The following is a 360-nucleotide window of genomic DNA, read 5'->3' as shown; positions in this document are numbered from 1 at the left end:
TTAACTCCGGGGTTTTAAAGCGGATCAGCGATTTATGCCCCACCCCCTGATCGGCAAGAGCAACCTCCAACTGAGGCCGGAACGGTTCACCATCCAGCAGCCACTCCGCGGTGTCCCAGTTGATCTGGCTAAACTCAGGGTGCTGACCAAAGGCTTCCGGCATAATGTTGTCAATCAGCGCCGCAAACGGTATCGAGGGCGGCAGCGGAAACGCTTTGGCGGCGCAGAACATACGGTGCTCATCCCAACCGAGATAGACAATCTGATTACCGTGGAAATTTTCCACCCGGTCCATCCGCTCGCCCTGATAGTCAGGACTTAGTGCAAATACAGGCATTTTTATATCCTCTTGTTATTCTT

Annotated in this window: 1 protein-coding gene; it reads right to left on the bottom strand. The window is 53.1% G+C overall.

The features are described 5' to 3' along the window. On the bottom strand, positions 1-337 hold a 337-nt coding region (locus tag JW499_RS23220), incomplete at its 3' end, for a phenol hydroxylase subunit P4 (RefSeq protein WP_205212541.1). Between the last annotated feature and the right edge of the window lie 23 nt (positions 338-360).

It is taken from the genome of Amphritea pacifica (assembly GCF_016924145.1).
Classification (GTDB): Bacteria; Pseudomonadota; Gammaproteobacteria; order Pseudomonadales; family Balneatricaceae; genus Amphritea; species Amphritea pacifica.
Note: the sequence above shows the minus strand (reverse complement) of the source record. Positions and strands in the feature narration are given on the sequence as shown.